The 25,061-nt window shown below is 73.3% G+C and carries 24 protein-coding genes; 6 read left to right on the plus strand and 18 right to left on the minus strand.

Annotated elements, in window-relative coordinates; genetic code table 11:
* Positions 1–136: 136 nt before the first annotated feature.
* Positions 137–1,165: an SDR family NAD(P)-dependent oxidoreductase gene (locus tag ABD944_RS36820; RefSeq protein WP_345185043.1), complete on the plus strand. Its 1,029-nt coding sequence runs from the start codon at positions 137–139 to the stop codon at positions 1,163–1,165.
* On the opposite strand, the gene ABD944_RS36825 is transcribed toward ABD944_RS36820, so the two are convergent.
* From ABD944_RS36825 to ABD944_RS36835, 3 genes are read right to left on the minus strand one after another with little or no spacing between them, the layout of a single operon-like run.
* Positions 1,155–2,786, minus strand: a complete 1,632-nt coding sequence (locus tag ABD944_RS36825; protein ID WP_345185046.1) for a hypothetical protein — start codon at positions 2,784–2,786, stop codon at positions 1,155–1,157. The genes ABD944_RS36820 and ABD944_RS36825 overlap by 11 nt on opposite strands.
* Before the next feature lie 23 nt (positions 2,787–2,809).
* Positions 2,810–4,171 (minus strand): DUF2201 family putative metallopeptidase, encoded by a 1,362-nt coding sequence (locus ABD944_RS36830; RefSeq protein ID WP_345185049.1) that lies wholly within the window; start codon positions 4,169–4,171, stop codon positions 2,810–2,812.
* Positions 4,172–4,228: 57 nt separating this feature from the next.
* Positions 4,229–4,831 (minus strand): TetR/AcrR family transcriptional regulator, encoded by a 603-nt coding sequence (locus ABD944_RS36835; RefSeq protein ID WP_345185051.1) that lies wholly within the window; start codon positions 4,829–4,831, stop codon positions 4,229–4,231.
* A gap of 71 nt (positions 4,832–4,902) precedes the next feature.
* Here ABD944_RS36835 and ABD944_RS36840 point away from each other — a divergent pair, with 71 nt between their 5' ends.
* Positions 4,903–5,460, plus strand: a complete 558-nt coding sequence (locus ABD944_RS36840) for a maleylpyruvate isomerase family mycothiol-dependent enzyme (RefSeq protein ID WP_345185053.1) — start codon at positions 4,903–4,905, stop codon at positions 5,458–5,460.
* Between the two features lie 4 nt (positions 5,461–5,464).
* Here the strand turns inward: ABD944_RS36840 and ABD944_RS36845 are convergent, their stop codons facing one another.
* Entirely contained in the window at positions 5,465–6,007 is a 543-nt protein-coding gene (locus ABD944_RS36845; protein WP_345185056.1) for a TetR/AcrR family transcriptional regulator, read from the minus strand.
* Positions 6,008–6,125: 118 nt separating this feature from the next.
* On the opposite strand from ABD944_RS36845, the gene ABD944_RS36850 reads away from it, so the two are divergent.
* A complete protein-coding gene (locus tag ABD944_RS36850) occupies positions 6,126–6,710 on the plus strand; it encodes a DUF2867 domain-containing protein (protein ID WP_345185059.1) in 585 nt (194 codons plus the stop codon).
* 154 nt (positions 6,711–6,864) lie between these two features.
* Here the strand turns inward: ABD944_RS36850 and ABD944_RS36855 are convergent, their stop codons facing one another.
* The 6 genes from ABD944_RS36855 to ABD944_RS36880 form a co-directional block, all read right to left on the minus strand.
* Positions 6,865–8,475: a solute symporter family protein gene (locus ABD944_RS36855; RefSeq protein ID WP_345185061.1), complete on the minus strand. Its 1,611-nt coding sequence runs from the start codon at positions 8,473–8,475 to the stop codon at positions 6,865–6,867.
* The gene (locus tag ABD944_RS36860) at positions 8,472–8,831 is read right to left on the minus strand and encodes a DUF485 domain-containing protein (protein ID WP_378190867.1); all 360 of its coding nucleotides are present in this window, start codon (positions 8,829–8,831) and stop codon (positions 8,472–8,474) included. The genes ABD944_RS36855 and ABD944_RS36860 overlap by 4 nt, the downstream gene beginning before the upstream one ends.
* A gap of 151 nt (positions 8,832–8,982) precedes the next feature.
* Positions 8,983–10,713, minus strand: coding sequence for a sodium/solute symporter (locus ABD944_RS36865; RefSeq protein ID WP_345185065.1), 1,731 nt, complete (start codon positions 10,711–10,713; stop codon positions 8,983–8,985).
* On the minus strand, positions 10,710–11,018 hold the full coding sequence (locus ABD944_RS36870) for a DUF485 domain-containing protein (protein ID WP_329096165.1): 309 nt from the start codon (positions 11,016–11,018) through the stop codon (positions 10,710–10,712). The genes ABD944_RS36865 and ABD944_RS36870 overlap by 4 nt, the downstream gene beginning before the upstream one ends.
* Before the next feature lie 86 nt (positions 11,019–11,104).
* A complete protein-coding gene (locus ABD944_RS36875) occupies positions 11,105–11,854 on the minus strand; it encodes a LytR/AlgR family response regulator transcription factor (protein ID WP_345185071.1) in 750 nt (249 codons plus the stop codon).
* A 55-nt stretch (positions 11,855–11,909) separates the two neighbouring features.
* The gene (locus tag ABD944_RS36880) at positions 11,910–13,100 is read right to left on the minus strand and encodes a histidine kinase (RefSeq protein WP_345185074.1); all 1,191 of its coding nucleotides are present in this window, start codon (positions 13,098–13,100) and stop codon (positions 11,910–11,912) included.
* A gap of 174 nt (positions 13,101–13,274) precedes the next feature.
* Between ABD944_RS36880 and ABD944_RS36885 the strand changes: the two genes are divergently transcribed.
* Positions 13,275–14,087, plus strand: coding sequence for a hypothetical protein (locus ABD944_RS36885; protein ID WP_345185077.1), 813 nt, complete (start codon positions 13,275–13,277; stop codon positions 14,085–14,087).
* A gap of 144 nt (positions 14,088–14,231) precedes the next feature.
* On the opposite strand, the gene ABD944_RS36890 is transcribed toward ABD944_RS36885, so the two are convergent.
* Both ABD944_RS36890 and ABD944_RS36895 read right to left on the minus strand, forming a co-directional pair.
* Positions 14,232–15,491, minus strand: coding sequence for a hypothetical protein (locus ABD944_RS36890; protein WP_345185080.1), 1,260 nt, complete (start codon positions 15,489–15,491; stop codon positions 14,232–14,234).
* Positions 15,492–15,633: 142 nt separating this feature from the next.
* Positions 15,634–16,629 carry a hypothetical protein gene (locus tag ABD944_RS36895; RefSeq protein WP_345185083.1) on the minus strand — a complete coding sequence of 332 codons (996 nt, stop codon included), beginning with the start codon at positions 16,627–16,629 and terminating at the stop codon, positions 15,634–15,636.
* Between the two features lie 85 nt (positions 16,630–16,714).
* Between ABD944_RS36895 and ABD944_RS36900 the strand changes: the two genes are divergently transcribed.
* Together ABD944_RS36900 and ABD944_RS36905 are read left to right on the plus strand one after the other, a co-directional pair.
* A complete protein-coding gene (locus ABD944_RS36900; RefSeq protein WP_345185085.1) occupies positions 16,715–17,305 on the plus strand; it encodes a TetR/AcrR family transcriptional regulator in 591 nt (196 codons plus the stop codon).
* Between the two features lie 131 nt (positions 17,306–17,436).
* A complete protein-coding gene (locus ABD944_RS36905) occupies positions 17,437–18,048 on the plus strand; it encodes a 2'-5' RNA ligase family protein (RefSeq protein WP_345185161.1) in 612 nt (203 codons plus the stop codon).
* A gap of 31 nt (positions 18,049–18,079) precedes the next feature.
* On the opposite strand, the gene ABD944_RS36910 is transcribed toward ABD944_RS36905, so the two are convergent.
* From ABD944_RS36910 to ABD944_RS36935, 6 genes are all read right to left on the minus strand, one after another.
* Positions 18,080–19,162, minus strand: a complete 1,083-nt coding sequence (locus ABD944_RS36910; protein WP_345185087.1) for an acyl-CoA dehydrogenase family protein — start codon at positions 19,160–19,162, stop codon at positions 18,080–18,082.
* Positions 19,153–20,109, minus strand: coding sequence for a VOC family protein (locus ABD944_RS36915; protein ID WP_345185091.1), 957 nt, complete (start codon positions 20,107–20,109; stop codon positions 19,153–19,155). The genes ABD944_RS36910 and ABD944_RS36915 overlap by 10 nt, the downstream gene beginning before the upstream one ends.
* A gap of 8 nt (positions 20,110–20,117) precedes the next feature.
* The gene (locus ABD944_RS36920) at positions 20,118–20,876 is read right to left on the minus strand and encodes an enoyl-CoA hydratase/isomerase family protein (protein WP_345185093.1); all 759 of its coding nucleotides are present in this window, start codon (positions 20,874–20,876) and stop codon (positions 20,118–20,120) included.
* 25 nt (positions 20,877–20,901) lie between these two features.
* The gene (locus ABD944_RS36925) at positions 20,902–22,134 is read right to left on the minus strand and encodes an acyl-CoA dehydrogenase family protein (protein ID WP_345185096.1); all 1,233 of its coding nucleotides are present in this window, start codon (positions 22,132–22,134) and stop codon (positions 20,902–20,904) included.
* Positions 22,131–23,723, minus strand: coding sequence for an AMP-binding protein (locus ABD944_RS36930; RefSeq protein ID WP_345185098.1), 1,593 nt, complete (start codon positions 23,721–23,723; stop codon positions 22,131–22,133). The genes ABD944_RS36925 and ABD944_RS36930 overlap by 4 nt, the downstream gene beginning before the upstream one ends.
* A 365-nt stretch (positions 23,724–24,088) precedes the next feature.
* Positions 24,089–24,979: a S1 family peptidase gene (locus ABD944_RS36935; RefSeq protein ID WP_345185101.1), complete on the minus strand. Its 891-nt coding sequence runs from the start codon at positions 24,977–24,979 to the stop codon at positions 24,089–24,091.
* Between the last annotated feature and the right edge of the window lie 82 nt (positions 24,980–25,061).

Consider the following 25,061-nt stretch of genomic DNA (forward strand, 5'->3'; position numbering starts at 1 on the left):
CCGGTACCGGATCGTGGCGAGGTCGGTGGTGGAGTAGTTGTAGCCGCCGTCGCTCTCGGCGACCGCCACCGGCTCGGCGCGACGCGTCGAGGGCGCGCCCGCCGAACCGCCGCGCGAGGCCGTCCCGTCCGGGACGGTGACGGGCGGGCTGCGCGCCTGCTACGTCTGCAAGGCGCACTTCCGGGAGGCGGACGCGTTCTACCACCGCCTCTGCCCGCCGTGCGCGCGGGAGCACCGGCGGCACCGGAACGCGCGGGCCGACCTGGCGGGACGCCGCGCCATCGTCACGGGCGGGCGGGTCAAGGCCGGGTTCGAGCTCGTGCTGAAGCTGCTGCGGGACGGCGCCGCCGTGACCGCCCTGACCCGGTTCCCCGCCGACGCGCGCCGCCGCTTCGCCGAGGTCGCCGACCGGGACGACTGGCGCGACCGCCTCACGGTCGTCGGCATGGACCTGCGGGACCTCCCGTCCCTCGTGCGGTGGTGCGACGCGCTCGTCGAGACCGGCGAGCCGCTCGACATCCTCGTGAACCTCGCGGCGCAGACGCTGCGGCATCCGCCGGAGTCGTACGCCGAACTGCTGGCGGGCGAGGAGCTCGCGGCGCTGCCCGCGCCCGCCGCGCTTCCCGTCCCTCTGGCGGCCGGAGCGGTCGACGTCGCGGGCCTGCTCCCCGACCCGTCCCCCGTCAACTCCTGGACCCGGCTGGTGCACGAGGTCGACCCGGTCGAGCTGCTGGAGGTGCAGCTCATCAACGTCACGGCGCCGTTCGTCCTGCTGGGGCGGCTGCGTCCCCTCCTGGAGCTCTCGCGGCATCCGCGGCGGTACGTGGTGAACGTCTCGGCCGTCGAGGGGCAGTTCGACCGCGTGTACAAGGGCGCCGAGCATCCGCACACCAACATGGCGAAGGCCGCGCTGAACATGCTGACGCGCACGACCGCGTCCGAGCTGGCCGAGCACGGCGTGCACGTCACCAGCGTCGACCCGGGCTGGTTCACCGACCAGCAGCCCGAGCCCGCGCGGGCGCGCCGGACCGCCGCCGGGTTCCGCCCGCCGCTGGACGTCGTCGACGCCGCCGCCCGCATCTACCACCCGATCGTGCGCGGCGAGCGCGACGGCGACCCGCCGAGCGGCTGCCTGCTGAAGGACTACCGGGTCGTCAACTGGTGACGGCCGGGCCGGAGACGGCGCCGGCGGTCGCGAGCAGCTCGGGCAGCGTGCCGACGAACCCGTCCTCCAGCAGCTTCAGCGCCACCATCCACGCTTCGGGACGGCCGCCGAGATGCCGGTCGACGTGCTCGGCGAGGCGGCGCAGCACCCGCGGATCGGGCACGCCCTCGACCTCGCCGAGGAGCGGCTCGACCTCCACCGCCGCGAGGACGGCGTCGACGTCCACCGCCGCGAGCACCGCGTCGGCGGTGACGTCCCGGCCCGTCGTGAACAGCCGGCCCGCGGCCTCGCCGTAGGCGAGCACGGGGTCCCAGTGGCGGCGCACGCCGGGTTCGCGGAGGCGGCGCGTCCGCCCGTGGCCGGTCTCGTCGACGAACGCCGGCGCCAGGGTGACGTCCCCGTCCAGCCCGATCAGCGCCCTGACCTGCGCCGTGCCGCGCATCCCCGGAATCCACAGCGACTCGGCGACCGCCCGCAGCGCGGCCTCCGGAAGGGTCGCGGCGACGAACTCGGCGGTCAGCGTCCCGGCGGCGAAGCCGTTCCCGGCGACCTTGACGATGACGTCCGCGCCCGCCCCGGCCCCGGCGAGGTCGGCGAGCACCTCGGGCGCGGGGTCGGGCAGGAGGGCGGCCAGGTCCGGATGGTCGGCGACGACGATCCGGACCAGGTCGAGCGGGGCATCGGTGCGCCTCGCCACGAACCGGGCCGCGCGCAGGGGGAACGGCCCCTCCGCCGCCCTGCGGCGCGGCTCGTCGGCCAGCACCGCGTCCCAGCCCACGCGCGGGACGCAGGGATGGCGGCGGTTCACCACCGTCCGGACGAGCGGCGCGCCGCGCCACGGCTCGCAGCCGTCCACGTCAGCGATCTCGGCGACCGAGCGGAGGAACTCCGGCCGGCGCACCCGCTCCGAGAGCTCCCGCAACCGCCGCTCCCCCTCCGCGCTCGCCAGCGCCGCCTGCGCGTACGCCAGCACGCTGGGCTCGGAGTCCTCCGGTCCCCAGCGGAACGCGGGCAGCCGGCCGTCCTCGACGAGCTGCCGGACCTCGTGCCGCCGGCCCGCGTCGAGCAGCGTCCGGCAGGCCAGGACGGCGCCGTGCGGATCGGCGCCCGCGCCGAGGTAGAGCAGCGCGTCCCCGGCCAGGTCCGGGTCGGCCGCGCACAGCAGCGCGTGGTCGAGGGGCTCCTGCCCCCGCGTGGACAGCAGGGTCCGCCGCACCTCGGCGGGCAGCGGCAGCGGCGTCACGCCGTCACGCCGGGAGGTCTGGTGGGCGAGCTGGCGGCGCAGGTTCCGCGGGATGCGCCCGAGCGCGCTCTCGGCGGTCAGCAGCGTCGCGTTGACCTCGGGGTCGTCCAGGTCGAGCAGCCGTCCCAGCAGCTCGGGCGGGTCGCCCGCGAGCACCGCGTGCTGGACGAGCAGGTCCAGGTCGCTGGGCCGGCCGCGGCGCAGCAGCGCCTCGATGACGACCCGGTTCGGCCTCCCGTAGCTCTGCATCGCGACCTCGACGCGGCTCTTGGGGAGATGGCCGAGCAGCGCGTCCATCTCGCCGGGCGTCGCGAACCGGAGCAGGCCGGCCGTGCAGCGGGCGATGTTCCGGGCGCGGGTCCTGGGGTGGGGGGCCATGAGCCGTCACCGTAGCCGAAAGATCACCCCTGGCGGACCCGATGGCACGCCATCCCGCGCCGTTCCGGCCACTCGTCGCCCCCGGAGGTGATCAGCCAGATCCACTTCCCGGGGTCCGCCGGGAGGATCGGGTCGGCGTACCCGTCGGTCACCACGATGACGGCGTCGGCGGGCTCGTCCCGTCCCTCCGCGTGCCGCCGGACGGCGTCGAAGTCCGTCCCGCCCCCGCCGCGGAGCGGCTCGCCGGGCCGGAACGGCTTCACCGAGGCGTCGAAGGCGACCCACTCGGCCTCGGCCCCGTCGATCCGGCCCACCAGCTCGCCCAGCCACTCCACCAGGCCGTCCGGCATCGACCCGGACGTATCCAGCGCGATGACCAGCGACTTCACCCGCTGCGGCCCGCGCCGCGCCAGCATCGGCTCGTGCCCGAGCGCCGCCAGCACCGCGCCGCGCTTCTTCGGGTAGACGAGCCGCTCCCCCTCCTCCAGCTTCGAGGCGAGCACGTCCATGAGCCACCGCTGCCACCACTCCACCCGCCGCGTGGCCGAGGTGACGCCCCGGAGCGCGTGCGCCCCGAGGTCGCCCCAGATCTTGTCGACGCCCTCCGAGGCCCCCTCGGTGCGCCGCAGGAGGTCGAGCAGCTCGTCGCGCGCCACCCGGTCGCCCCGCCGCGCCGCGAGGAGCACGCTCCGCAGCACGTCGTCGCCGACCCGTCCGGCGGTCTCCTGGTCGAGCGCGTCGACGAGCACGTGGATGCAGACGGCCCGCCCGACGCCCGGCGGGTTCCGCATCCGTCCGAGCTCCCGGTAGACGCTCATGTCGGTCTCGACCCACTCCTCGAACGGGAGCGGCTCGACGCCCTGCCCCCGCAGGTCCTCGGCGTAGGACCCGTACACGCCGCGCGGCGAGACGCCCACGGGCTCGCCGCCGATCTCGGGCAGCCCCCCGCCGAGCCGGACCATCGCGACATGGTTGATCGTGACCTCGCACGCCAGCGTGAACACCGGGTCGCTCCGCAGGTCGGCGTCCGCGAAGAGGTGCCGCTGGACGAGGTGCCGGGCCTCGTGGAACAGGACGAACCGCACGCCCTCGCTCCCGATCCCCACGAAGAACTCGGGGTTGTAGAGGAGGAGGCAGGAGCCGTCCCCGGAGGCGACCACGGCCGCCGTGTCCACCGCCGTGGTCGGCACCTGGTGGTGGCACTTGCTGAACAGCCACGACGCGACGGCGCTGTGCGTCATCCCCAGTTCGAGCAGCGCCCGCTCCTTCAGCCGCCGCGCCGCTTCGACGACCTCCGCGTCGGCGGGCCGCCACCGCTCCAGCGCCCGCCGGTCGGCCAGCTCGACGACCGGCGCACGCGGCCGCCCGATCTCTCCGTACCCCACGCCCCCACCTTCCCGGCAACCCGCGCCCGGTTCCACCGGTTTACGGACTACCGGGGCTCAGGCGGGCAGCCCCGCCGCGTGGCGCATGGCAGCCCGCGCGCGGGCGGCGGCCGCGGGGTCGTCCAGCAGCTGGATCTCCTGGTTGGCCGCCATCGACAGGCCCGTCAGCGTGGTGGCGACCTCCTGCGCGGGACGGTGCGGGCCCGGCAGCGCGGCCTGGGCGGCGGCGACCTCGGCCGCCAGCGCCCGGCGGTGGCCCGCGACGATCTCGCGCAGCCGGTCGCGCAGCGGCCCCGGCCGCCCGTCCAGCTCGGACGTGGCGGCCGTGATGAAGCAGCCCCCGGGGAACGGGCAGTCGGCCAGGTAGCCGACCCACCCGTCGATGAACCGCCCGAGACGCTCCGGCCCGGGCGGCAGGCCCTCCAGGGGGCCGGTCACCGCCGCGCGGAAGACCTCGCAGGCCTGGTCCAGCGCGGCCATGAGGAGCCGCTCGCGCGACCCGAACGGGCCGACCACGCCCGCCTTGCTCATGCCGAGCCGCTGCGCCAGCGAACCGACCGTCAGACCTTCCAGGCCCAACCGCGAGGCGTCCCGCACGGCGGCGCCCACGATCCGCTCGCGCGTCCGGGCCGCTTCGGCCGCCGAGTGACGAGGAGACATGCCGCCAGGATAGCGAACGGACGTACGCTATGGTTTTGGCGAACGACCGTTCGGCAACGATGGGACGCCGCATGACCGACCTGCTCAGCCTCGACGCCACGGCCGTGGCCCTCACGGGTCACGACGTGGCGCTGATCCCCGACGCCGCGATGGAGGCCCCGACCCCCTGCGAGGGATGGACGGTCACCGACCTGGTCCGCCACATGAACGAGCGCCACGAGGCCATCGCACGGACCGCGCTGCCGCCCCTCGAACCGGCCGGCGACCCGCGCGACGACTTCGCCCTGGTCGCCGCCCGCTGCCTCGCCGTGCTCGAACGGGCGGGCGAGACCGTCACCATGCCGCGGCTGGGCCCCCTGTCCACCGAATGGGTGCTCGGCATCCACGCGGTCGACATGCTGGTCCACCGCTGGGACCTGGCACGCGCGCTCCGCACCACGGCCGCCGTCCCGTCCCGGATCGCCGAGGCCGCGCTGCCTCTCGCCCGCGCCAACACCGCGCCCGGCAGCCCCCTCAACGGGCCCGGCGGCGCCTACCGCCCGCCGCTCGCCGAGGACCCGTCCCGCCCCGCGATCGACAACATCGCCGCCCTCCTGGGCCGCGACCCGCTCTGGTCTCCCCCGGTGTGAGGGGTCAGGCGTCGCCGAGCAGGAGGGCGCCGGCGCGTTCGACGACCTCGTTCCGGGTGCGGGCGCCGTGGTCGGCGGCCAGGAAGTGGCTGCCGACCAGGAGGCAGAACGCGAGCATGCTGCGGGCCTCGACCTCGTCGGGGTCCGAGCAGAAGGTGCCGAACAGCTCGCGCAGGTAGTCCATGCGCTGGTTGTCGACGCGGCGGACGCGCTCGGCGACGTCCGGGTCGCGGCGGGCCCAGTCGCGCATGGCGAGGTCGATGTGCAGCAGGTCGCCCGCCCGGGTGAGCATGCCCGCCCGCCGGATCTTCGCGCGGGCGTCGCCGCCCTCGCGGTCGACCCGGTCGCGCAGGTCGTCGACGGACCGCGCCTCCCAGTGGTCGAGCATGGCGGCCAGCAGCGCCCTGCGGTCGGGGAAGTGGCCGTAGAAGCCGCCCTTGGTGACGCCGAGCGCCTGGGCGAGGGCCTCGACCCGGACCGCGTCGGGCCCGCCGGCGGCGAGGGCCTTCAGGCCCTGCTCGATCCAGCTCTCGCGTGGGGTGCGCATGACGGCGGGCATGGCCCATTATCGCCTCCCCCTCCCGGGGACGATTCATACGGTGGCGTATATTTGAGGGCGAGGCGGGCGCGACGGCGCGTCCGCCGACCGAGGAGGTGGCCTGGCGATGAAGCTCCCGGCGAGCGCGCACACCGACCGTCCCTGGCGGATCCACGAGATCGCGCCCGACTTCCGGCTTGAGGACGTGTGGGCCCTGCCCGCCGCCGGCGGCCCGGACGACTTCCCGAAGCTCCTGGAGCAGATGACCTCCAGCGAGAACCACCTGCCCGGCGTCGCCGGGGTGCTCTTCGCCGTCCGCTGGCGGCTCGGGCGGCTGCTCGGCTGGGACGGGGAGGACTCCGGGCTCGACGGGCGGGTGCGGTCGCTCCGCGAGCGGCTGCCCGACGATCTGCGCGGCCGCCCGGCGGGTCCCGCCCCCCGCTCGCTGCCGTTCCGGCCGCTCTACCTGACCGGGGACGAGTGGGCGGCCGAGATGGCCAACCGGACGGTGCACGGCGTGATGCACCTCAGCTGGGTCCCGGACGGCTCCGGCGGCCACCGCGCCCAGATGGCCGTCCTGGTGAAGCCGAACGGCCTGCTCGGGAAGGCCTACATGGCCGCGATCCTGCCGTTCCGGTACACCCTCGTGTACCCGGCGCTGATGCGGACCATCGGGCGTGCGTGGAAGGCCCGCGAGACGGCGCCGGCCTGACGCCGGGCATGGTGCGGCCCCGTCCCCGCGGGGGCAGAAGGGGACGGGGCCGCGGGCCGCGCGGGGGAGGGCGACGCCCGCCCGCGCGGCGGCTCACAGTGGTCGGTCGGTGCTCGGGTCGGTCGGTGCTCGGGTCGGTCAGTGCTCGGGTCGGTCAGTGCTCGCCCGCCGGCTCGGCGCCCGCGCCCGTGAGGGAGCGGACCTCGATCTCGGCGTACTTGGCCGCGTTGAACTCCTTGCTGAGCAGCGTCCCGATCCAGCCGCACAGGAAGCCGAACGGGATGGAGATGATCCCGGGGTTCTCCAGCGGGAACCAGCTGAAGTCGGAGTCGGTGAACAGGGCCTTCTCCGAGCCCGACACGACCGGCGAGAACGCCACCAGGAAGATGGCCGAGCCGAGGCCGCCGTAGATGGCGGAGACGGCGCCGGTGGTGTTGAACCGCTTCCAGAACAGGCTGTACAGGATCGCGGGCAGGTTCCCCGACGCCGCGACCGCGAAGGCGAGGGCGACCAGGAACGCCACGTTGAGGCGCTGGGCGTAGATGCCGAGGACGATCGCCACGGCGCCGATCACGAACGCGGAGATGCGGGCGACGCGGACCTCGTCCCGCTCCGACGCCTTGCCCTTCTTGAACACGTGGGCGTACAGGTCGTGGGAGAACGACGAGGACGAGGCGAGCGTGAGGCCCGCCACGACCGCGAGGATCGTCGCGAACGCGACCGCCGCGATGACCGCGAGCAGGATCGTCCCGCCCGCGTCCCCGAAGACGATCTCGCCGATGCGCTGGGCGAGCTGCGGGGCGGCGGTGTTGCCGGCCGGGTTGGCCTTGGCGATCTCCTTGGACCCGACGAGCGCGGCGGCGCCGAAGCCGAGGACCAGGGTGAGCAGGTAGAACACGCCGATGATGCCGATGCCCCACAGCACCGACTTGCGGGCGTCGCGGGCGGTCGGGACGGTGTAGAAGCGGATCAGGATGTGCGGCAGCCCGGCGGTGCCGAGGACGAGCGCGAGACCGAGGCTGATCAGGTCGAGCTTGCCTTCCAGGCCCTGCTTCTCGGTCGCGTAGCGCAGCCCCGGCTCCAGGAACTCGCCGCCCTTGCCGCTCTGGTCGGCGGCGTCGTTCAGCAGGCTGGACAGGTTGAACCCGAACTTGCCCAGCACCAGCAGCGTGATGAGGGTGGCGCCCGTCATCAGCAGCACGGCCTTGACGATCTGGACCCAGGTGGTGCCCTTCATCCCGCCGAACACCACGTACACGATCATCAGCACGCCGACGAGCGCGATCGTCGCGCCCTTGGCGAAGTCGCTGGTGAAGCCGAACAGCAGCGACACCAGCGCGCCCGCGCCGACCATCTGCGCCAGCAGGTAGAAGATCGACACGACGATGGTGGAGACGCCCGCGGCGGTGCGGACCGGGCGGGGGCTCATCCGGAACGCCAGCACGTCCGCCATCGTGAACCGGCCGGAGTTGCGCAGCAGCTCGGCGACGAGCAGCAGGGCCACCAGCCACGCGACGAGGAACCCGATCGAGTACAGGAACCCGTCGTAGCCGTACAGGGCGATCAGCCCGGCGATGCCGAGGAACGACGCGGCGGACATGTAGTCGCCGCCGATCGCCATGCCGTTCTGCAGGCCGGAGAACGACCGCCCGCCGGCGTAGAAGTCGGTGGCGTTGCGGGTGTTGCGGCTCGCCCACACGGTGATCGCCAGGGTGGCCGCCACGAAGACCAGGAACAGGATGATCGACAGGGTCTCGTTGCTCACTTGGCCTCCTCCGCGGCCGGGGAGGACTCGGCCTCGATCTGGGCGCGGATCCCGTCGGCGACGGGGTCGAGGCGGCGCTCGGCGTGCCGCGCGTAGAGGTAGGCGATGAGGAAGGTGGAGACGAACTGCAGCAGCCCGAACACCAGGGCGACGTTGACGGCCCCGAACAGCTCGGTGCCCATGAAGTCGCGCGCCCACCCCGACAGGACGACGTACAGCAGGTACCAGCTGAGGAACGCCGCGGTCATCGGGAACACGAATCGGCGGAATCTTCGCCGGAGCTCCTGGAACTCCGTGCTGCCCTGGAACCGTTCATAGACGGTGCCGGGGGCGCTCTTGTCGACGGACACGCCCACCCCTCCTCGGTTGTGACGCCGGTCACGCGCAACCGTAAAGATCCTGCTGGTGGCGGACGAGGGGTCGGGGGCAGGGCTGCGACCAGCCGCCGTTCACCGTCGGCCAAAGGCCGCCTCCGTCGCCGAACGGTCGCTCTCGCGCGACGAACGGTCACACCCGCTTGGGCCGCCACGTGCCCCGGTCGACGTCGAGGGACTCAGGGGTGTGCAGCCGCACCATCATCCGCGCGACGCCGCGCGGGACCCGGCCGGGCGTGCACAGCGACACCAGGATCATGACGGTGAACGCGATCGGGACCGTCCAGGCCGCGGGCTGGGCGAGCAGCGCGCCGAGCAGCCCGGCCGGCGGCCCGGCGGCGATCGTCACCACCACCGCGGTGCCCGCGAGCGCGCCGCCGAGCACGAGCCCGGCGAGGGCGCCCGGCACGGTGAGCCGCCGCCACCAGACGCCGAGGACGAGCAGCGGGCAGAACGTGGACGCGGCGACGGCGAACGCCAGCCCCACGACGTCCGCGACGGCGAGGGACCGGGCCGCGATCGCCAGCCCCAGCGGGACGGCGAGCGCGAGCAGCGTCCCGGCGCGGAACGAGCGGACGCCGCCGCGCAGGATGTCCTGCGCCAGCACCCCGGCCACCGACACGGTGATGCCGGACGACGTCGACAGGAACGCCGCGACCGCCCCGCCCGTCACCAGCGCCCCCAGCAGGTCGCCGCCGAGGCCGCCGACGAGCCGTCCGGGCAGGGTGAGGACGACGGCGTCGGCGCGCCCGGTCATCAGCAGCTCGGGGGTGTAGAGGCGTCCGAGGACCCCGTACAGGGCGGGCAGCAGGTAGAACGCGCCGAGAAGCGTCAGCACCACGACGGTGGTGCGGCGGGCGGTGCGGCCGTCCGGGTTGGTGTAGAAGCGGACGAGGACGTGCGGGAGCCCCATCGTCCCGAGGAACGTGGCGATGATCAGCGAGTAGGTGGCGTAGAGGGAGTGGTCGCGCCCGTCCAGCGGCAGCGCCCACTCCCGGCCGGTGGTCGCGGGGCGCCCGCTGACGTGCGGGACGTCGGCGCCCGCCGGGAACGTGACGGACGTGTCCTTGTCGAAGCGGTGCGGCCCGGGCCCCAGCGCGAGCGGGAAGCCGGAGTAGGCGCGGCCGTCCACCCGCCCGTCCACGGTCACCTGGACGGGCGCCGTGACCTCCACGGTGACCGCCATGCCGACCGCGACGGTCGTGCGGTCGCCGAACCGCGGCGGAACGTCCGACGACAGGCCGGGCGCGCCGTCGAACCGCCACGCCATCAGCAGGAACACCAGCGGCACGGCGAGCGCGGTCAGCTTCAGCCAGTACTGGAACGCCTGCACCATCGTGACGCTGCGCATCCCGCCGGCCAGGACGTTCGCCGCCACGACGACCGCGACGAGCACGCCGCCCGTCCACACCGGCGCGCCCGTCACCGTGCGCAGCACCAGCCCGGCGCTCTGGAACTGCGGAAGCAGGTACAGCCAGCTGATCAGCACCACGAGCACGCTCGCGGCGCGGCGCACCGCCATGGACTCCAGGCGCGCCTCGGCGAAGTCCGGCAGCGTGTAGGCGCCGGAGCGGCGCAGCGGCGCCGACACCAGGACGAGCAGCACCAGGTACCCGCCCGTCCAGCCGACGGGCAGCCACAGCATGTCGGCGCCGTAGGCGAGGATCAGACCGGCGATGCCGAGGAACGACGCCGCCGACAGGTACTCCCCGCCGATCGCGGACGCGTTGCGCAGCGGCGTCACCGTCCGCGACGCGACGTAGAAGTCGGACGTGGTGCGGGAGATCCGCACCCCGAGCACGCCGACGAGCATGGTCGCGACGACGACCAGCAGCACGCCCGCCAGGCCGTACGCGGCGCTCACGGCCGGTCGGCCCGGTCGACGAGGTCGGCGAAGTCGTCCTCGTTGCGCTCGGCCTGCCGGACGTACCACCAGCCGCAGGCGACGAACCACGGGTAGATCAGCCCGCCGAGCAGCACCCACGGCAGCGGCAGCCCGAGCACCTCCTGCTCGCGCACCGCGGGGACGAGCGCGAACAGCAGCGGAAGGCCGAGCACCACCACCGCGAGGACCAGGCAGAGCCGGGCCGCGAGCCGCCACTGGGCGCGCACCAGCGACCGCATGTACGCCTCGCCGAGCCCGGTCTGCTCGTCGATCTCCCGCGTCACCGGGTACCGGGGCCGCCGGACGGCCCGGGTCCGCGGCCCGGTGACCAGCGTCCGCCCGGGCGCGGCGTCCCGCGCGTCCGGCCCGCTCAGGGCGACCGCCTCGCCCGGCGGACGAGCAGGTCCCGCAACTCGCGCACATGCCGCCGCGCGACGGGCAGCTCGGCGCCGCCCACGACCACCGTGCAGCGCCCCGAGTCGAGCCGCAGCTCCGTGATGGCCGCCAGCGCCACGAGATGGCTGCGGTGCACCCGGACGAACCCGGCGCCGCTCCACCGCTCGCTCAGCGCGGCGAGCGGGATCCGCACCAGATGGCTGCCGCCGGAGGTGTGGAGCCGCGCGTAGTCGCCCTGGGCCTCGACGTACAGCACCTCCCCCGGCGTGACGAACCGGGTCACCCCGCCCAGCTCGACCGGCATGGCCTCCGGCTCCGGCGGCCCCGGCGCGGCCTCGTCCTCCCCGACGGCCTCCGTGACCCGCCGGATCGCCACGGCCAGCCGCTCCGGCCGCACCGGCTTGAGGATGTAGTCGGTCGCCTTGATCTCGAACGCGTCGACGGCGTGCTCCTCGTAGGCCGTGACGTAGACGATCTGCGGGGCCCGGGCGAACTGGGCGAGGACGCGGCCGAGCACGGTGCCGTCCAGGCCGGGCATCCGGATGTCGAGGAAGACCGCGGCGACGGGACGCCCCTCGGCGAGGGCCCGGTCGAGCTTGCGGAGCGCGGCGGCCCCGTCCCGGGCGGTGTCGATCTCGCCGATGCGCGGGTCGGCGCGCAGCAGGTGGACGAGGTCGTCGAGCGCGGGCGCCTCATCGTCCACCGCCAGGACACGCAGGGTCACCGCACCGTCCCTTCCCACGCCGTCCGCCACATTCCAGTCAAGGAGCGACCGGGCGTCAAGAGGCCGTGACCCCGGGCCGGTACTTCGGCACCCGCACCGTGACCTTCGTCCCGGCGCCCGGCCCGGTCTCCACCGCGAGGCCGTACTCATCCCCGTACACCTGCCGCAGCCGCGCGTCGACGTTGGCGAGCCCGATCCCCGCGGCGTCGTCGGCGGACGGCTCGGGCCGCTCCCCCGACAGCAGGCGGCGGACGTCCTCGGGATCCATCCCGATCCCGTCGTCCTCCACACTGATCACGCAGTCGGACCCGGCGTCCTCCGCGATGATCGTGATCAGCCCGGGCTCGGACCGGTCCTGGAGCCCGTGCCGGACGGCGTTCTCCACGAGCGGCTGCAGGCAGAGGAACGGCACGGCCACCGGCAGCACCTCGGGCGCGATCCGCAGCGTCACCCGCAGCTCCTCGCCGAACCGGGCCCGCTGGAGCAGCAGGTACCGGTCGATCGACCGCAGCTCCTCCGCCAGCGTCGTGAAGTCGCCGTGCCGCCGGAACGAGTACCGCGTGAACCCGGCGAACTCCAGCAGCAGCTCCCGCGCCCGCTCCGGATCGGACCGGACGAACGAGGCGATCGTCGTCAGCGAGTTGTAGATGAAGTGCGGCGAGATCTGCGCCCGCAGCGCCCGCATCTCCGCCTCCATCAGCAGCGTCCGCGAATGGTCCAGCTCCGCGAGTTCGAGCTGGGCGTCCACCCACTGCGCGACCTCCTCGGCGGCGCGGATCAACCCCGCCGGAACGTCCTCCCCGTAGGCGGCCAGCGTCCCGACCACCCGGTCGTCGGTGGCGAGCGGCACGACCACGACCCTCCGGATCGGACAGTCGAGCCGGTCGCACTCCACGTCGTGCACCTGCGTGCGCCCGTTCCCCCGCGTGGCCTCGGCGTGCCCGGGCCCGTCCACCGCGTGGTGGTCGTGCTCCCCGTCCCAGGCCAGCAGCCGCTCCCCGTCGGTGATGGCGAGCGCCTCGCACCCGAGCAGCGCCCGCAGATGCCGGGCCGCCTTCTGCGCCCCCTGCTCCGTCAACCCGCCCCGGAACGCCGGCGCGGCCCGCGAAGCGGTGTGCAGGGTCTCGAAGGTCGCCCGCCGCTCCGGCCCTCCGAGGTCCCCCCGCCGCCGATGCCGCCGCCCCCACACCAACGCCGGCACCCAGGTAAGGACCAACGTCGCGACAACGGCAAAGGCCACACTCATCCGCCAAACCTACGCCGGGTGCTCCGCACGCGGGCCCGGCAGGGAGCCGTCGTCTCCGGCGGCCGCGGGATTCCCGCCGGCGGACACCGTCGCGGGGCCTGGAGGTCTATATCGTCATCTCCAGTGCCTTCGCATCAGCAGGGCGCAAAACAAACAACACCACGAGGGATCGAAATGGATCTCAGTCAATTCAGCATCGTCGTCCGCCCTGGAGAGAGGGTGGACCTCTGGGCCGTCAGCGGCACCGTCGCCGTCCTGGACGGCGGCCGGGCCACCATCGGCCAGGTTCTCCACTCGGGCCACGTCACCGTCTTCCGCGGCGGCCAGGCCACCATCGACACGGTCTGCTGCTCCGCCCGCGTCAGCGCCCACGGCCGGGTCACCATCGGCCAGATCTCCGACCAGGCCCTCGCCACGGTCGGCGAGGGCGGCCGGCTCACCGTGGACGAGGTCCTCGGCTGCGCCACCGTCCTGGTCGAAGGCGGCCGGGCTCTCATCGAGGAGATCCGCGACAACACCTACGTCGATGTCAGCGGCGGCCTGGCCATCATCGGCGAGGTCTCCGTCCAGAGCCACCTGCGCGTCAGCGGAGGCCTGGCCATCGTCGGCGAGGTGTCCGGCGACGGCGCCCTTTCCGCCACCTGGCGGAAGACGCGGGTCACCGTCGTCAACGGAGGCCGGGCGGCCATCGGCCGGCTGTCCGGAGCGTCGCGGATCCACGTCGCCAACGCCCAGGCCCTCATCGGCGAGGTCGCCGACCGCGTCCGCGTCGAGGTCCGCAACGAAGGCCGCGTCTACCTCACCAGGACCTTCGGCAACAGCCGGGTCTACGTCGGCGTGCGGGGCCGGATCTTCATCGCGGAGGTCCTCGGCCACAGCAACGTCAGTGTCCACGACGAGGGTGTCGCCACCATCGGCCTGGCATCGGACCTGGCGAACATCAGCCATGGAGGCCAGGTCGTCTTCGGCATGGTTCCTCCCTGGTAGACCCAGAGCACCGTCCTCCCTGAGGAGAACTCCTGCACCACGGGCGGCGGTCACCAACCGGGAGCGGCCGCCGCACGGCGGCCGCTCCCGAACAGCAGAGGGCCCGGCGCACGCCGGGCCCTCACCGCTTCTCCTCCGGCAGATCTAGGCCGGAAGCGCGCGGAACCAGTGGAGGGTGTCGGGCAGGGCGCGGTGGAGGGTGGCGAAGTGGTCGGTGCCGCTGCCGGTGCCGTAGTCGACCACCTGCGGCCGGGTGCCGCGGGCGCGCAGGGCGCGGACGCAGTTGCGCGTGTTGCCGTAGGTGACCTGCTCGTCGCCGGACGCGCCGTACAGCCGGATCGGGACGTCCGGAGCCCAGTCGCAGGTGCCGTCAGCGGCGCGGATCGCCCGCAGCAGGGCCCCCGAAGGCTGCTTGAGCCAGTGCAGGTAGCGCGGGGTCACCAGTTCCTCGGGGCTAGCGGGAAGCTGCGGGAAGATGTCCGATTCATCGTGGCTGCCGTCGAAGAGCTGTTCCACGGTGGTGTCGTAGGGCGCTTGGAAGACCTCCGAGGGGTCCTTGTACAGGTGGTGGAGCCGGTTCCAGGCGACCGTGGCGTAAGCGAGGTTGAACGCCGACACGCGCGGGTCCAGTGAGTCGCCGGAAAGAGAGGCCGGGAGCTGCGCGCGTCGCAGGTCGTAGGTGCCGCTGACCGGGGCCAGGGCGCCCAGCCGCAGGTAGGGGTCGGCGCCGCGTTGCAGTTGGCGTCCGAGCGCCATGGCGGCCTGACCCCCTTGCGAGAAGCCGGTGACCAGCACCCGCCGCTCCAAGCCTCTGCCCTGCCGGGTGGCGACGTCGCGGGCGGCGCGGAGCATGTCCAGCGACGCGGACGCCTCTGACTCGGCGTCCAGGTAGGGATGCGCACCGGGCCCCTCGCCGAGCCCGAGGTAGTCGGGGGCGACCCCGGCGTATCCGGCGGCGGCGTAGTAGACCGCCGCGATCCTGCTCTGCCCGTCCGCGGCGACCGAACCGGCGGTGCTGCGGCCGGCGTGGGTTCCATGGGTGAAGCTGACGGCCTGCAACGTCCCGGTGGTGTCGCTGGGCAGAACCACGACACCGCTGGCGAGCGTGGGCCGCCCGGTCGCCGAGACGGTGCGGTAGAGGACCTTGAAGCCGCTCACCCCACTGCGCGGCGGAGACGTCAACCCCTCGTCGCCCAGGTAGTCGCGTACCTGTGCCCGCGACATGCGAACCACCGGCGTCACCGACACCACCGTCCCTCGCCCGCCGCCGGCGTCCGCGTCCGACCGCCCGGCCGCGGCCGCGGCATGCCCCCCGGACCGCGCGGCGCATCCCGCCCCCGACACGACCAGCGCGGTACCGAGCAGAACCCGCGAAATGCGCCCGCTCACGAAGCTCATCTTCATGCCCACGACGCTAGGAAAGCGGGCACCTCCACACCATCGACCTACACACCCGAAGGCCGGTGAACAAAGACCCCTCAGGGGGTGTATCCAGCCCCACCCGAACCCCCGCTACGCAAGCCTCCCGGTCCTTCCCCCCAAAGCGTCACACGGTGGCGAAAGTGGTTCCGATGGCCGTCATCCGCTCGACGGTGAAGGCCGGGTCGAGCAGGGCTTCGGGGGTGTGCAGGCCCGGGCCGGCGGGTTCGCCGCGCAGGCCGAGGAGCCGCTCGACGCCGAGGGCGATGCCGAGGGCCGTGAGGGGGCGCTGGCCGGCGGGGTGGAAGAGGTGGCGGCGGGTGCGGAGAGGGTCGCCGGACGGACCGGTTCCCTCCAGGTCGATGAGGACCTCGGTGGAAGCCGCCTCGCCGCGTCTGCGGCCGGACGAAGCGCCTACGGCGAAGTCGAAGTGGACGTCACCCGCCCCGGTGGCCAGGGCGAGACTCGGGACGTCGAGGATGGCGATCCGCCGGCCGGGCAGCACGACACCGTCGATTCCGGGCACACCCACCTCCGCCTCTGCCCCGGAGACCCAGGTGAAGGCCCCGTCCCGCCGCACCAGGCCGGCGGAGGTGACGGCGGCCAGGCCCTCCAGGTCGTCGAGCGCCGCCGGTCCGCCGGCGTCCTGGTCGTCGAGGACGGCCGCGATCCGGACGGCGTCGAGCCGCCCGAACTCCCGGGCCAGGTCCAGGGCCACCAGGACGACGAGGCCGGCCAGATAGTGACTGGCCAGCAGCACCGGAGCGGCACTCGCCCGCTGGGCGCCGGCGACGACCTCCGGGGCGATGCCGACCAGGCCGCTGGAGATGCTGAGGTAGGGCAGGCCGCGCTCCTGGGCGTAACCGAGCCCGTACAGGCGGGAGTCACCCACGGCTGCGACCACGGCGGAGAAGTCCTGCTCGGCGGGGAGGCCGAGGTCGGGACGCTGAAGGTCGAGGGTGACGGCGGTGGCATTGCCGAGTCCGTCGGCGACCTTCCGGGCGCGGTCGAGGTCGCGGCCCGCGATGGCCAGGGGCAGATCCGGATGCCACTCCCGCAGGACGGCAGCGGTGTCCGAACCCGCCTGACCCGATCCGCCCATGATCAAAACCGGCTGCTTCATCTGCGGAGTCCTCTCACTCACCTAAGCTACATTTTGTAGCCTACACTTTGTAGCCTAAACTGGTGCCGTGACGCAAGGGAGGACGATGAGGGCGCCAACGACCCGGCTGTCCAAACAGGCCAGGCGGGAGCAACTGCTCGACTCGGCGACGGCGATCGTCCGCGACCGGGGGGCCGACGGCCTGACCCTGGTCACGCTGGCTGAGGCCGCCGAGGTGAGCAGGCCGATCGTGTACGACCACTTCGGCACCCGTCAGGGGCTTCTCATCGCGCTCTACCGGCGGCTCGACGAGCAACACCGGGCCGCGCTGACGCAGGCACTGACGGAAGCAGGGCCTGGCGCATACGAGGTCGCGGGGCTGATGAGCCGGGCCTACCTCACCTGCGCCACGGCCATGCCGGAACTCAACGCGGTCTCGGCGGCGTTGAAGGGCAGCCCGGAGATGGAAGCGGTCCAGCACGAACTGCTCGACGACTACATCGACCTGATGGCCGACGCGCTGGCCCCCCACTCCCGCCTCGGCGCCCAGGCGCTCCGGCTGCGCTGCGCCGGCGCACTGGGCGCCGCCGAGGCGATCGCCGCCGAACTCACCCACGGGCGCACGACCGCCGCCGAAGCGACCGACGCGCTGACCGACCTGATCACGAGCTGCCTGGCCGCCGCGCCCCGCCGCTGACGCCACTCGCCGTGGCGGGGAGCACCTCACCCCACCGACTGACCAGGCCGAGGTCCGGCGGCCGGGGTCGCCTGCCTGTGCGCCTGGTCCGGCATGCTGGCGCTGAGCGCTTTGGAGGGGCTGTGGAGTCGATGCCCGAACGGATGTCCGACCACTGGTGGTGGCTGCCGGGGATGCGGCCTGGGCGGCGGATGCTGCTCTGGCACATCCTGCCGGACGCGCAGCCTCGGGTCCTGGACCTGGTTCGTCGGTACCAGGACATGCTCGCCGGGGTGGACGGGCTGGATCTCATACCGGCCGAATGGGTGCACATGACCACGCAGATCGTCGGGTTCGAGGACGAGATCCCTCGCGAGCAGGTCGAGGCGCTTGTCGCGGGCGTCGGTCGCCGGCTGGGTGCGCTCGCGCCTGTCGAGGCGGAGGTCGGGCGGCTGTGGGTGCACAGCGAAGGGGTGGCGCTCGGCATCCGTCCGGAGCGCGGGCTCGATCCGGTCCGGGAGGCGATGCGCCAGGCCGCTGCCGAGACCGTTGGGGTGCACCCGCTCGACGGTGAGCCCGGCTGGACGCCGCATGTCTCCGTCGCCTACAGCAACGCCGACGGGCCCGCCGCCCCGATCGTCGACGCTCTCCATGCGCAGCCCGAGCCGGTGCCCCTGCGGGTGGGTTCCGCGCATCTGGTCGCCCAGGTTCGGGACGGCCACCTGTACCGGTGGGAGCCGCTCGCAGAGGTCGCGTTGGGCTGACGCCCGGCCGGGGTCCGGCCGGGCGTCGGCGTCAGGGTAGGTCGAGGGCGTCGGCCAGGTTGTTCAGGTGAAGGTCGGCGTCGCCGAAGGCCAGGGACGTGGCCAGTGCGTGTTCGGAGAACAGGTGGAGGTCGTGTTCCTGGGTGAAGCCGATGGCGCCGTGGACCTGGTGGCCCAGGGCGCACACGCGTTCGTAGGCCTCGCTCACCCAGGCCTTGGCCATCGCCACCTGCTGTGCGGCTTCTCGGTTCACGGAGAGAAGCCAGATGGCCTCGTAGGCGGTGAAGCGGGAGCCCAGGACGTCGATGGCCATGTTCGCGCAGTGGTGCTGGACGGCCTGGAACGACCCGACCGCGCGGCCGAACTGCTCCCGTTCCGTGGCGTACTGGACCGTCATGTCGAGGACGCGTTGGGCCGCGCCCACCATCTCCGCGCAGGTGGCGGCTGCGCCGAACAGCGAGATCGCGGTGGCCGCGTCCGCGCCCAGGGCGGCTTCGCCGGGGACCCAGAGGGCCTCCAGCTCGGCGTGGCAGGGACGGTCGTGACCGATCGTTCCGAGCGGTTTCAGGGTGACGTCCGCGGTGTCCACCCAGAAGGCGCGCGGTTCGCCGTCCAGTCGCGCCACCACCAGGATGTGCTCGGCGGATGCGGCGAACGGCACGAACGTGGCCGTGCCGTCCAGGACGTACCCGGAGTCGGAGCGCGACGCGATCGGGCCTTCGCCTGGGCGGTCCCACGGGAGCGGTGCGGCGGTCACGATCTGGCCGACCGAGATGGCGTTCAGCCAGCGCTCCTTCTGGGCGGACGTCCCGAACCGCGCGACCGGCATGCCGCAGCACGCGACCGAGGCCAGCAGCGGGCTCGGGACCTGCGCGTACCCCAGTTGCTCGAACAGCAGGCAGACGTCCAGGAAGTCGCCGCCCACGCCGCCGTGCTCCTCGGGGAAGGCCAGGCCCGTCCAGCCGAGCTCGACCATCTCCTTCCAGAGCGGCGCCGAGTGGCCGGACGGGTCGCCGCCGAGGGCCCGCGCGCCCGCCGTGGCGGCCTTGGACTCCAGGAGTTCGCGGGCCGTGGCGGCGATCAGCTCCTGGTCCTCGGTCAGGCTCAGGTCCATGGCGGCGGCACCTTGTCCGAGCGGACCCACACGCCCGGCCGCTCCTCCCAGAACAGCTGGACGAGGATGCCGCCGGTGTGCTTCGGGTGGACGAACGTGTGCCTCCAGGCGGCGCCGTCGGTGACGCCCTCCTCGTCGTCGAAGGTGGGGACGTCGTGGTGCTCGCAGGCCGCCAGGGCCGCGTCCCAGTCGGCCACCTCGAAGGTGACGTGGTGGGCGCCCGGGCCGCCGCGCTCCAGGAAGCGGTCGATGAACGAGTCCTCCCCGCGCGGCATGATCACTTCCCAGCAGATCGTCGAGCCGGGGATGTTCAGGACGAGGTCGGCCATGTCGGGGTGCTCCGCGTCCGCCGTCCGCCAGACCTGCACGAACCCGGCGAGGTCGCGGTACCAGCGTGCGAGGACGTCCCGGTCGTGGAACGCCTGGCAGATGTGGTCGAGCGCCACGACGCCGAGCGACGGGCCGTCCGGCCCGGACGGCCCGGGCGGCTCGGGCGGCTCGGCGGCCGGGCCGGCGGTGTCGCCGCACATGTCGAGGCTGCCGGGTCCGCGGAGCCGCCACAGCACGCCGGTGCCGTGCTCGGGCGGGCTCAGCGACGCCTCCAGCCAGCGTCCCCACGCCCAGTCGGTCGGCTTGATGCCGCGCACTTCGAGTTCCGCGCGGACGGCTTCCAGGTCGGGCACCTCCGCCCCGACGTGGTGCAGGCCCGGGCGCCCCTTGTGCTCGTCCAGCCAGGTCTGCAGGGACGAGTCGTCGCCGGCCGGCGCGACGACCTCCCACGCCTGCCCGCGGCTCCCGGGGATCTCCAGCCGGGCGCCGCGCACGCCCTCGGCCGGGTTGTCCCAGCTCCGGACGCGCCGGAACCCGAACAGCCCCTCCAGCAGGGCGACCTGCTGGTCGAGGTCGGGGGTCACCTGCGCGACGTGATCGATGCGGTAGATCTGCACGGGTCCTCCTAGCTCGGGTGGGGCTCGATCCAGTCGTAGCCGTAGGTGACGAGTTCCTTGACGAGCCGCAGGTTGTAGCGGTTCATCGCCGCGATCCGCTCGGCCAGCTCACCGATCCGCCTGTCGAACTCCGCCGCCGGGTAGACGTCGTTGACCAGGCCGAGCCGAAGCGCCCGGTCGGCGCCGATGCGGGCGCCGGTGAACAGCAGCTCCTTGGCGCGGGCCTTGCCGATCCGCTCCGGCAGCCGCTTCACGCCGCCCCAGCCGGGCGCCGAGCCGCCGAACTCGGGCTGGTCGGGGTCGCCGTCCTCGGTCATCTTCGGGCGGTACGGGGGACGCGCCGACAGCGTGATCTCGACGAGCCCCATCTTGGCGTCGTCGGAGGCGATGATGAAGTCGGCCGCGAGCGCCAGCTCCAGCCCGCCGCCGACCGCGTACCCGTGCACGGCGGCGATCACCGGGACGGACAGCCGCTCCATCATCGCGAACGTCTTCTCGCCGAGCCGGCCCTGCTCGATCCGCTCGCGCGGGGTCAGCTTCTCCGACCAGGACAGGTCCATGCCGGCACAGAACGCGCGCTCGCCCGCGCCGCGCAGCACCACGACGCAGACGTCCTCGTCGTCGTCCACGCGGGTGAAGATGTCGCGCAGCTCCGTCATCGTGGTGGGCGTCAGCGCGTTGAGCTTGTCCGGCCGGTTCAGCGTCAGCCAGGCGACCCGCTCCTCGATCCGCAGGTCGATCGTCTCGTAGGCGTTCTCGTCGAGCATGTGCGTGCGCTCCTCCCGTGTGTGGTCAGCCGCGGGGCAGGTTCAGGCCCCGGGTGGCGATGACGTTGCGCTGGATCTCGGTGGTGCCGCCGAGGAAGGTGGACGCGACCGAGTCGCGGCGCATGTGGGTGAACACCGCGTCCAGGGGCGCCCCCTCGCGCTCCCACAGCGCGGCGGACCGCCCGAACGCCAGCGCGCCCGTCCGCGCGAGCCGCTGGTGCAGCTCGGCCCCGAACAGCTGGTTGACGGACGCCTCGAAGCCGGGCTCGTCGCCCGCCGCCTGCCGCGACACGGTGTAGCGGGCCAGGTTGTACAGGACGGCGATCTCGGTCCGCCGGCGCGCGATCTCCTGCCGCAGCGCGGGGCCGCCCCGGGCGTGCCGCCGCCCCTCCGGCGACCTCAGGCAGGCCACCAGATCGGCGAGGGCGTGCTCGTACTTGATGGTGGCGCCGATCCCGGCCCGCTCGAAGCCGAGCGCGGACATCGCCACGTACCAGCCGCGGTTCTCCTCGCCGACCCGGTTCGCGACCGGCACCCGGACGCCCTCGAAGAAGATCTCGCAGAACGGCGCCGCCCCGCGGATGTCGGTGATGGGGCGGATCGTCACCCCGGGCGCGTCCGCCTCGACCAGCAGGAACGTGATGCCGCGGTGGGGGCGCTCGGCGGACGGGTCGGTGCGGACGAGCACGAACAGCCAGTCGGCGTACTGGCCGAGGGACGTCCACACCTTCTGGCCGTCGACGACGTACTCGTCGCCGTCGCGGACGGCGCGGGTGCGCAGCGAGGCCAGGTCGGAGCCGGACTCCGGCTCGGAGAAGCCCTGCGCCCAGGTCGCCTCGCCCGCCGCGATCGGCGGCAGGTGGGCGGCCTTCTGCTCGTCGGTGCCGTGGACCAGCAGGGTCGGGCCGAGCAGGAACGCGCCGATGCCGTTCACGGTCGGCACCCGGGCCCGCATCATCTCCTCGTGCAGGACGAACTCCTCCAGCGCCGACAGCCCCGCGCCGCCGTACTCCCGCGGCCAGTGCGGCGCGATCCAGCCGCGCTCGGCCAGCGCCGCCGCCCAGGCCCGCGCCCCCTCGCGCCGCTCGGGATCGCCGGCGACCCGGTCGACCGGCCAGTTGTAGCCGGCGACGTCCTCGGGTTCGAGGCTCTGCTCCTCGTCCCCCGCCGGACGGTACGAGGCGGGGAACCGCTCCCTGACGAAGGCCCGGACCTCCTCGCGGAAGGCGGCCTGCTCCGGCGTGTCGTCCCAGTTCACGGGTTGCTCGCCTCCCGGTCCCAGGTGGTCGGGGTGATCCCGCCGTCGCCCTGCGCGCGCAGCCGGTACTTGGCGACCTTGTCGGTCGGGGTGCGCGGCAGCGCGTCGATGAACTCGACGTAGCGCGGCACCATCGAGCGCGGCAGCCGCTCCTCGCAGTAGGCCACCAGCTCCTCCGGGGCGAGCCCGGTGTCCGGTTGCACCACGACCGACACCTTGATGTCCTCGTCCTCCAGTTCCGAGGGCACGCCGATCGCGGCGCACTCCAGCACCGCCGGATGCCGGTTGATCTCGGTCTCCAGGTCGAAGGCCGAGATGTTCTCCCCCCGCCTGCGGATGGCGTCCTTCATCCGGTCGAGGAAGTAGAAATACCCGTCGTCGTCGCGCCACACCCGGTCCCCGGTGTGGAACCACATGTTGCGGAAGCAGCGGGTCGTCGCCTCCCAGTCGCCGTAGTAGCCGGTGGTGAGGACGAACGGCTGCTTCGGGCGCAGGACCAGCTCGCCCGGCTCCCCCGGCCCGACCTCCCGGTCGCACTCGTCCACGACCGCCACCTGGAACCGCTCCTCGTGCGCCTGCCCGCACGACCCGAGCCGCCACTCCCCGTACGGGCTGCCGGTCGCGATGCCCGCCTCGGTGCTGGTGTAGGTCTCCACCGACCGGACGCCGAACCGCTCCCGCAGGGGCTCGTCCAGGTTGGACTTGCCCATGTAGAACGTCTCCAGCCGGTGGTCGCGGTCGCGGGACGTCGGCGGGCGGTTCAGCAGGATCGGGATCATCGAGAACACGCTCATGCACACCTGCGCGTCGAAGCGGCGCACGTCGTCCCAGAACCTGGACGCGCTGAACCGCTCGACGATCGCGATGGAGCCGCCGCCGAGCAGGGCCGAGAGCATGCCGTCCCACAGCGCGGCGGCGTGGAAGAGCGGCAGCGGGCAGTAGACGGTCTTGCCCCAGCGGTCCAGGAAGTCCAGCGAGTCGTAGGCGCAGGTCAGCGCGAGCGCGTGCGGGACCATGGCGCCCTTGGACGGCCCGGTCGTGCCGGACGTGTACATGATCGCCTGCATGTCGCCGAAGCCGACCTTCACCTCCACCGGCCCGGACCCGCCGGCCGGGAGGGCGGACATGTCCCGCGCGGGCTTGCCGAGCCGGTCGAGCAGCACCCCGGCCTCGGCGGCGCCCCGCACGACGACCCGTTCCAGCCGGGGCAGGCGGCCGGCGATCTCGACGAGCCGCTCGGCGTAGGGCCCGTCGACGATCAGCCACCGGGAGTCGGAGCCGTCCAGGACGTGCCGCAGCAGTTCGCCCCGGTAGGCGATGTTGATCGGCACGGCGACGGCGCCGAGCCGCGCCAGCGCGAAGATGACGTGGACGAAGTCGGCGCAGTTGGGGAGCATCACGCCGACGTGGTCGCCGCGCGCGACGCCTGCGGTGGAGAACGCGCGGGCCAGCCGGTCGGCGGCGGCGTCGACCTCCCCGTAGCTGATCTCCCCGTCGCGGAATCTGAGGAACGTCTGTCTTCGGTGAACCTGCGCCTGTGACCGGAGGACGTCCCCGAGGACGAAGCTCTCCAGCGTCTCCTTGCGCATCCGGACCTCCGCTGTCGCTGCGTGGCGTGGGGCGGCTCGATGGCTGGCGGCTCGGTGGCTGGGCGATTCGGTGGGCGGCTCGACGGCGGGCGGGCGGACGGCGGCGCGGAAACGGGCGGCGGCGGTCCGCAATCAGACATTGCCTTAAATAGAGGAACACGAAACGCTAAACACGGCAATAGTGACTTAAAGGCCACAAAGCCGTTCAAGCGGTTAGCTACTGGGACACCCGATCGCCACTGTGACGCAGGCCACACCACGCGGACGGCCGGGTTTCGGACACGCGTCCCAGCAGACGAGGTACCCCCGATACGACCGAACGCCCGGCCGGGCACAGCCCGGCCGGGCGTTCGCGCGGGACGAGATCAGCCGATGACGCCGGCGATCCACCGGTGGTAGTGGCCGACGCTGGTGTACAGGTCGGGCGTCTCGCCGCAGACGTCGCCGACGCCGCGGGAGTCGACCCCGGTGATGACCCAGCGGCCCTTTACCTTGATCAGCAGCGGCGAGCCGGAGTCGCCGCCGCAGGGACCGCGGACGCCCTCGGGATTGTCGGTGCAGATGTCGTGGTCGCGGTAGCCCCACGAATCGTCGCCGTTCGCGTCCACCTGGCACTTCTTGGTGGTCGGCGAGATCACCTTCGTGTCGAGCTGCTGCAGCAGCACGGGCAGTCGGCTCGGATCGCCGTCACTCGTGGAGGTGTAGCCCCAGCCGATCTGCCGGACGGGCGTCCCGGGAGCGGGGATGGTCGTGGCCTGCCGGACGGGCGCCTGCGGCACCGCGGTGTCGAGGTGCAGGAGCGCGATGTCCTTGCCCTCGGAACGATCGTCCAGGGACCGGTAGCCGGGGTGGACGACGATCCCCTTGAGCCTGGCGATGCTGCCGCCCTGCGTCCGGTCACTGGATCCGACCCGGACATGGAAAAGCCCCGGATCCATCACCGAGAAGGGCGCCCCGTTCTGGCCGGCCTGGGTCACGCAGTGGGCGGCGGTGACCACCCATTCCTTGTCGATGAGCCCGCCACCGCAGCGGTGCGAGTCGGGGTTGCCGTTCCGCTCGTACTCCAAGGAGGCCATGAACGGGTACGCCTGGTCGGCCGGCGTCCCGCCGATGATCTTCGGGGTGGGCGGCGGCTCGCCGGCGTGCGCCGCCGGGGCGGCGACCGCGCCGCCCACCAGCACCGTCCCGCCGGCCAGCACCGCCGCGCAGGCGATCCTCCGCCAGGTTCCCGTCGTCTTCCTGTCGCGCGTCCGCAAGGACAGCTCCGATCGGTCGAGTTGATCTTGGCCCGTGGGACGCTACCGGCCGCCGCGGGGCGGTGTCCGCACGTCTCAGGCA

Source organism: Actinomadura verrucosospora (assembly GCF_039540335.1).
Lineage (GTDB): Bacteria > Actinomycetota > Actinomycetes > Streptosporangiales > Streptosporangiaceae > Spirillospora > Spirillospora verrucosospora.